We start from the raw sequence: 2552 nt of genomic DNA on the forward strand, positions 1-2552 counted from the left end.
TGGCACCGCTGGATCCGGCCGGTCCGACGGCTCCGGCGCGGACGGGGCGGCGCCGGTGCTGTGGACGCTGTCCGCGCGCGGCGAGCCGGCGCTGCGGACGGCCGCGGCCAGGCTGCACGACGCCGTGTTCACCCGGCCGGACGCCCGTCCCGCCGACGTCGGGCTGTCGCTGGCGACCACCCGTACCGTCTTCGACCACCGTGCCGCCGTGGCCGGCACCGGCCGCGAGGCGCTGCTCGCCGGGCTGCGCGCTCTCGCCGCCGGCGAGCAGGCGCCGGGCGTGGTGTCCGCAGCCACCGCCGGGAACCCGGGTGGGACGGTCTTCGTCTTCCCCGGCCAGGGCTCCCAGTGGCCGGGGATGGCCGTGGCCCTGCTCGAGGCCTCTCCCGTGTTCGCGGCGTCGGTCGCGGCCTGCGCGGACGCGCTCGCCCCGTACGTCGACTGGTCGCTGCTGGACGTGCTGCGCGGGGTGGACGGCGCGCCCACCTTCGAGCGGGTGGACGTGGTGCAGCCGGCGCTGTTCGCGGTGATCGTCTCGCTGGCCCGGCTGTGGGAGTCGCTGGGCATCCGGCCCGACGCGGTCATCGGGCACTCGCAGGCCGAGATCGCCGCGGCGCACGTCGCCGGCGCCCTCACCCTGGACGACGCCGCCCGCATCGTCGCGCTGCGCTCCCAGGCGATCACGAAGATCGCCGGGCTGGGCGGGATGGTCTCGGTGCCGCTGCCCGCCGCCGTCGTCGAGGCCGACCTGGCCGATCTGGCGGACCTGGCCGATCTGGCGGACCTGGCCGATCTGCTCGGCGATCCGGCCGGCGGGAGCCCGGGCGACGTCTCGATCGCGGCCGTCAACGGCCCGGCGGCCACCGTCGTATCCGGGCGGCCGGCCGTCCTCGACCAGCTGCTCGCCACCTACCAGGCCCGCGGGGTCTCCGCCCGGCGCATACCGGTCGACTACGCCTCCCACTCCGCCCAGGTCGAGGCCATCCGCGACGACGTGGAGAGCCTGCTCGCGGGCATCACACCGCGTCCTGCGGACGTCGCCTTCTACTCGACGGTGACCGGCGGGCGGCTCGACCCGGCCGAGCTGACCGGCGACTACTGGTACCGCAACCTGCGCCAGCCGGTCCGGCTCGACGACGCGGTCCGCGCGGCGCTCGCCGACGGCCACCGCACCTTCCTGGAGTCCAGCCCGCACCCCGTCCTGACCATCGGCATCCAGCAGACCGTCGACGACGTCGCCGAACACGGCCCGGCCGCCGCGCCGAACACCGGCGCCGGCAGCGTCCCCGGGCACACCACCAAGGACACCGCTGGGCACGGCGACGAGGACACCGCTGGGCACAGCGACGGGAACACTGCCGGGAAGACGGCCGGCGGGTGGGACGCGGCGGCGGGGCCCGTCCTGGTCACCGGCACGCTGCGCCGCGACGACGGCGGGTGGGACCGGCTGCTGCTCTCCCTCGCCGAGCTGTACGCGCACGGCGTCACGCCGGACTGGCCCGCCGTGTACGGGCCGCACGCCCGCGTCACCGAGCTGCCCACCTACCCGTTCCAGCGGGAACGTTACTGGATCACCGCGCCGGCACACGCTGGTGCCCCGGCGCCGGGCCTGGCCGCCGGGCACCCGCTGGCCGACGCGGCGCTGCCCGTCGCCGGTGACGACAGCCTGCTGCTCACCGGGCGGCTGGCCACGGCCACCACACCCTGGCTGGCCGACCACACCGTCGCCGGCACCACGGTGCTGCCGGGCGCGGCGGCCGTCGAGCTCGCCCTGCACGCCGGGGCCCTGGTCGGCCACGGCCACCTGCGGGAGCTGACGTCGCACGCCCCGCTGGTGGTCCCGGACGGCGGTGGCGTCCGCTTCCAGCTCGTGGTGGGCCCGCCGGAACGCGACGACCCCGGCATCCGGCCGGTGACGCTGTACTCCCGCCCGGAGGACCCCCGCCCGGCCGCGGGACGGCCGGACCCCGCCCGACCAGGCGACGGCTGGCCAGGCGCTGGCAGCCCGGGTGGTGGAAACGCCCACCCCGGCGACAGCGCCTCCTGGGACGACGCCCGGGACATCCCCTGGACCCGCCACGCCAGCGGCCTGCTCACCCAGGCGCCGCCGGCACCGGCCCCGGACGACCTCGCCGGGCAGTGGCCGCCGGCCGACGCGGTCGGCATCGGCCTCGACGGCTTCTACGACCGGCTCGCCGACGACGGGTACGGCTACGGCCCGCTCTTCCGCGGCCTGCACGCCGCCTGGCGGCACGGGGACGACGTCCTCGCCGAGGTCCGGCTGCCCGCGGACGCCGCCGAGGCCGACGGCTACGGGCTGCACCCGGCCCTGCTCGACGCCGCCCTGCACGCGGTCGTCGGCCTGCTGCCCGGCCAGGGTGACGCCCTGCTCCTGCCGTTCGCCTGGACGGACGTCTCGCTGGCCGCCACCGGGGCGGCCGCGCTGCGGGTCCGCGTGCGGCCGACCGGCACGGGCACGGTGAGCGTGCACGCCGCCGACCCGGCCGGCGCCGCGGTGGTGTCCGTCGGCACGCTGGCGCTGCGGCCGGTCG

Annotated in this window: 1 protein-coding gene; it reads left to right on the plus strand. The window is 77.7% G+C overall.

Annotated features, from left to right (window positions below; translation table 11 throughout):
* A partial coding sequence (locus tag NBX02_RS13200; protein WP_250291555.1) for an acyltransferase domain-containing protein occupies window positions 1–2552 on the plus strand: 2552 nt, incomplete at both ends.

Source organism: Protofrankia sp. CiP1_Cm_nod1, assembly GCF_920888515.1.
In the GTDB taxonomy this organism is placed as follows: Bacteria; Actinomycetota; Actinomycetes; order Frankiales; family Frankiaceae; genus Protofrankia.